A 4,283-nucleotide genomic window follows, 5' to 3' on the forward strand; every position below is an offset into this window, starting at 1 on the left:
GGCCCGCCTTCGCCACCCCGACGCGGTGGCGTACGGCGGCGAGGACGGCGGGATCTTCGGAGCGCTTCGCCGTGCGGACGGCCGCGCGTGCCCGCCCCAGGTGCGAGCGCAGGCGGTCGGCGACGTCGGAGGGCAGGGCCGGGTCCGTTCGGCGCCAGCGGCGACCGTCGATGACGAGCCATCTCTCGTCGTCAGAGGGGTCTTGCGCATTCCCGGATGCCATCACTCCAGTGCAGTCGACGACGTCGACGGGGGAAACTCCCCGGCACCGTCCAGACTTCCGTGCTAGCTTGGTGTCATTCGTTCTGGGACTTGCTTCATCGACGCCCGCCTCATCGCTGAGATGCCGGGCGCACGGCGCCGAGCCGTTTACGACAGCAATCCCACCCTCAATCATCGCGTGCCCCGCTCGACGGCTTCGGTCCTCGCATCGCACTCGCGGAAAGTTCTTGTGTCCCTGCTTCACTCTTCGCCGCTATCGTGGCGCCAGGCCGATCTCGACGTGTATGTAGCGATGGCCGGATCCGACTACGCCGGTTTCGTCGGCGCGGGCTCCTCGGGCTTCGAAGCCCAGGGTCCCCTCGGCGAGAATCTCGGCTTCCATATCTCCGTCGACGCAGCGCAGGCTGCGGTCGACGGCCACCGCGTCCGCGGTACCGACTCGGTACCGCGGCGTCCCCGTCCGCTCCGCACGCGTCGGAGCGGCGCCCACGGTCGCGTCTGCGGCCCAACATGAATAAAGAGGAAACACGATGGCCACTGGCACCGTGAAATGGTTCAACTCCGAAAAGGGATACGGCTTCATCGCTCCCGATGACGGCTCCGCCGACCTGTTCGCGCACTTCAGCGCGATCCAGGGCAACGGCTTCAAAGAGCTGGCAGAAGCGCAGAAGGTCGAATTCGACGCCGAGCAGGGCCCCAAGGGCATGCAGGCGGCGAACATCCGCCCCCTCTAAGCTCCGCTGAGACCCGGAAGCCGGGCTCGTCGCAGACGCGATGAGCCCGGCTTCCGGTGTTCTCCGGCCCGTCGTGACACCGATGGCACACACGTCACGGGGGTTACCGTTTGCCGTGAGCCTCCTGCACATGTGGATGTATTCCGAGGGCCCCATACGAGGGCACGTAGTGTGGGCCTCAGCCGGGTAACCGCTCGGCTCCCCACCAGGGTCACCCCCGATCCGAGGAGAAGTTTCATCGCCTCCACCATCGTCGAGTCCCGCCTCGGCCCCGTTCGTCAGACGTACTCCGGCACCACTGAGTTTCCCCCCATCGCCAAGGCCTACACAGAGTTGTCGCAGGTCGTCCGCGAGAGCGGGCTCTTGGCTCGCACCCCCCGCTTCTATGTCCTCGTCGCGATCGCGGTAGGCCTCGGTTTCGCCGGAGCCATCACCGGATTCGTCCTGCTCGGTGACAGCTGGTACCAGTTGTTGATCGCCGCGGCCCTCGGCATCCTGTTCACCCAGGTCGCCTTCCTCGCCCACGAGGCGAATCACCGTCAGATCCTCTCCTCGGGTCCCGCCAACGACCGCCTCGCCCTGATCATCGGCAACGGCATCGTCGGCATGAGCCAGTCGTGGTGGGCGTCCAAGCACACCCGCCACCACGCCAACCCGAACCGCGTCGGCAAAGACCCCGACATCGAGATCGACACGATCTCGTTCCTCGACGAAGACGCCGCCAAGGCACGCGGCGTCCAGCGGTGGATCACCCGACGTCAGGGCTGGCTGTTCTTCCCCCTGCTCACGCTCGAGGGTCTCAACCTGCATTTCCTCGCGCTTCGCCACCTGTCGTCCCGTGAAGAGATCAAGGGCCGCTGGCAAGAGCTCGGCCTGCTCGCGCTGCGCCACGCGCTCGTGATCACCCCGGTCTTCGTCTTCCTTCCGCTGGGCATGGCTTTCGCGTTCCTCGGCGTTCAGCTGGCCGTGTTCGGCGTCTACATGGGCGCGTCGTTCGCACCCAACCACAAGGGCATGGCGGTCATCGCCCCCGGCGCGAAGCTCGACTTCTTCAGCAAGCAGGTCTACACCTCGCGCAACATCTCCGGCGGCTGGTGGGCGACGTGGCTCATGGGTGGTCTGAACTACCAGATCGAGCACCACCTGTTCCCGAACATGGCGCGCCCGCACCTCAGCCGTGCACGTTCGATCGTGCGCGAGCACTGCAAGACCCTCGGCGTCCCGTACGTCGAGACCACCCTGCTGCAGTCCTACAGCATCGTCATCCGGTACCTCAACGAGGTGGGGCTCGCCGCTCGCGATCCCTTCGACTGCCCGTTGACCGGATCGACGCGTCACCTCTCCGTCAAGTAACGACCACGCACACGAAGGCGTCGCCCCCTGGAGGGGCGGCGCCTTCGTCGTTCTCGCCCGTCTTCGCGGCCGTCATCGGCGCGCGGCCCACGCGGAGAGGCATCCGGACGTCAGTGGCGTCGCCCGAAGGACACCGCGGAGCCCTCCCCCGGTCGTGCGGGGAGCGCCGGCGAAGGTGCTCGGGCGAGATCGCCTGCCGGTGAAGGGGCGTGTGAGCGGTGCCCGTCGTCAGGCGCGAGGGATCTCGTGCAGCAGAACGTCGCGAACGTCGCCGTCGGCGAGGGTGAGCGTCATGAAGGTGCAGGCGGGCTGGCGCCGGCGATCGGTGGGCGAACCGGGATTCAACAGGCGCAGACCCTTCGGCGTCACCGTATCCCACGGGATGTGGCTGTGGCCGAACACGAGCAGGTCGGTCTCGGGGAATGCGGCATCCATGCGCTTCTCCCGCCCGGTCGCCGCTCCCGTCTCGTGCACGACCGCGATCCTCATACCGTCGATCTCGGCGCGCGCGATCTCCGGCAGGCGCGTGCGCAGGTCGTCACCGTCGTTATTGCCCCAGACGCCCCGCACGGGTCCGAGGGCGCTTAGCTCGTCGAGCACGGTGACGCTCACCCAGTCGCCGGCGTGCACGATCAGATCGACCTCGGATGCCGCCCGGCGCACGGCATCCGGAAGGACGCGTGCCCGCTTGGGCACGTGCGTGTCGGCCACGAGGAGCAGTCGGGTCGCCATTCCCCCACGCTACCCATCGGTGGGACCCCGTGTCCCAGACCCGGCGCTCGGCAGGAGACGTCATCACCTCGGCGAGCAGCGCCGCGCGCCTCGTCGACGTCCGCGGCGCGAAAGCGCGGGATTGATCGCGCGCGATCGCCACCCGGCGAGCGACGACAATAAAGGGGTGCCCACTCCCCGCCGCTCCCCCGTCGTCCCCCTGATCGCGGATGCCGCTCTCGTCATCCTCTTCGCGGCAATCGGTCGAGCGACGCACGAGGGCGATGCCTTCGGCCCGTTCGGCACAGGGCTGGCGACGACGGCCTGGCCGTTCCTGGTCGCGCTGCTGGCGGGCTGGTCAATCACGCGTGCCTGGCGTCGCCCCGTCGCCGTCCTGCGCACCGGCCTGCCGGTGTGGGCGGTGACGGTCGTGCTGGGGATGGCGTTGCGGGCGCTGAGCGGCCAGGGCATCGCCGTCGCGTTCGTCATCGTCGCCACGATCACGCTCGCGCTGTTCCTGCTCGGCTGGCGCGCCGTCGCTCATCTGACGGCCCGCCCGCGTCGCGCCTGAAGGCCCTGACGGAAACGCCGGGCGTGGGGAGGCGTCGACCTCAGTCGCTGAGCGAGACGTCGACCTGGATCTCGGCCGCGAGGCGCTCGAGCTCGGCGACGAGGTCGTCGACCTCCACTCCCTCGGCGAGCGTCACGGTGATCGCGGCTTCGAAGAGGCGTCCGCCGGCCATCGCGGCATCCGTCGTCTGCGTCGACATCCGCTCGATGCTCGCACCCCGCGCGCTGAGCGCCGCGGAGACCTCCCGCACGATGCCCGGACGATCGTTGCCGACCACGTCGAGGGTCACGCTGCGCGCGACGGATGCCGACGCGGCGGCCGAGCCGGTGTGCACGATCACCGCGAGGGTTCCGGCCAAGCCCTCGAGCGCCCGGCGCAGCGCGTCGGCGCGATCGGCTGACACCGAGACCTCGACGATCCCGGCGAAGGCACCCGCGAGTTCGGCGAGCTCGCTGTTCTCCCAGTTGCCACCGTGGGCATCGACGATGTCGGCGACGGCGGAGACGAGACCGGCGCGATCGTCGCCGACGACGGTGAGCACGAGGGTGACCATGCCGACAGCGTACTGAGCATGGCGCTGGCCGCGGGATTCGCCGGAGGCTGAGCTCGTGATCGCGTCGCTGACCGCGGCCGGAGACGACGCGTGGCCGGGGCGTGCGGCGGGCGGCTCGCGACCCCGCGCATGGCCGCTG

At 69.0% G+C, this 4,283-nt stretch carries 5 protein-coding genes and 1 pseudogene; 3 read left to right on the plus strand and 3 right to left on the minus strand.

Annotated features, from left to right (window positions below; all coding sequences use genetic code 11):
- A pseudogene (locus tag RWP81_RS14695) lies at positions 1–223 on the minus strand (biopolymer transporter Tol); the annotation flags it as partial.
- Positions 224–752: 529 nt separating this feature from the next.
- Here RWP81_RS14695 and RWP81_RS14700 point away from each other — a divergent pair.
- Together RWP81_RS14700 and RWP81_RS14705 are read left to right on the plus strand one after the other, a co-directional pair.
- Positions 753–956, plus strand: a complete 204-nt coding sequence (locus RWP81_RS14700; protein WP_094733682.1) for a cold-shock protein — start codon at positions 753–755, stop codon at positions 954–956.
- A gap of 249 nt (positions 957–1,205) precedes the next feature.
- The gene (locus RWP81_RS14705) at positions 1,206–2,309 is read left to right on the plus strand and encodes a fatty acid desaturase family protein (RefSeq protein ID WP_399540614.1); all 1,104 of its coding nucleotides are present in this window, start codon (positions 1,206–1,208) and stop codon (positions 2,307–2,309) included.
- Between the two features lie 228 nt (positions 2,310–2,537).
- Here RWP81_RS14705 and RWP81_RS14710 read toward each other — a convergent pair whose 3' ends face one another.
- A complete protein-coding gene (locus tag RWP81_RS14710) occupies positions 2,538–3,041 on the minus strand; it encodes a metallophosphoesterase (protein WP_314457327.1) in 504 nt (167 codons plus the stop codon).
- A 166-nt stretch (positions 3,042–3,207) separates the two neighbouring features.
- Here RWP81_RS14710 and RWP81_RS14715 point away from each other — a divergent pair, with 166 nt between their 5' ends.
- Positions 3,208–3,591, plus strand: coding sequence for a DUF3054 domain-containing protein (locus RWP81_RS14715; RefSeq protein ID WP_314457329.1), 384 nt, complete (start codon positions 3,208–3,210; stop codon positions 3,589–3,591).
- Positions 3,592–3,631: 40 nt separating this feature from the next.
- Here RWP81_RS14715 and RWP81_RS14720 read toward each other — a convergent pair whose 3' ends face one another.
- The gene (locus RWP81_RS14720) at positions 3,632–4,144 is read right to left on the minus strand and encodes an ACT domain-containing protein (RefSeq protein ID WP_314457332.1); all 513 of its coding nucleotides are present in this window, start codon (positions 4,142–4,144) and stop codon (positions 3,632–3,634) included.
- Positions 4,145–4,283 lie beyond the last annotated feature (139 nt).

The sequence above is a fragment of the uncultured Microbacterium sp. genome, assembly GCF_963521695.1.
In the GTDB taxonomy this organism is placed as follows: Bacteria; Actinomycetota; Actinomycetes; order Actinomycetales; family Microbacteriaceae; genus Microbacterium.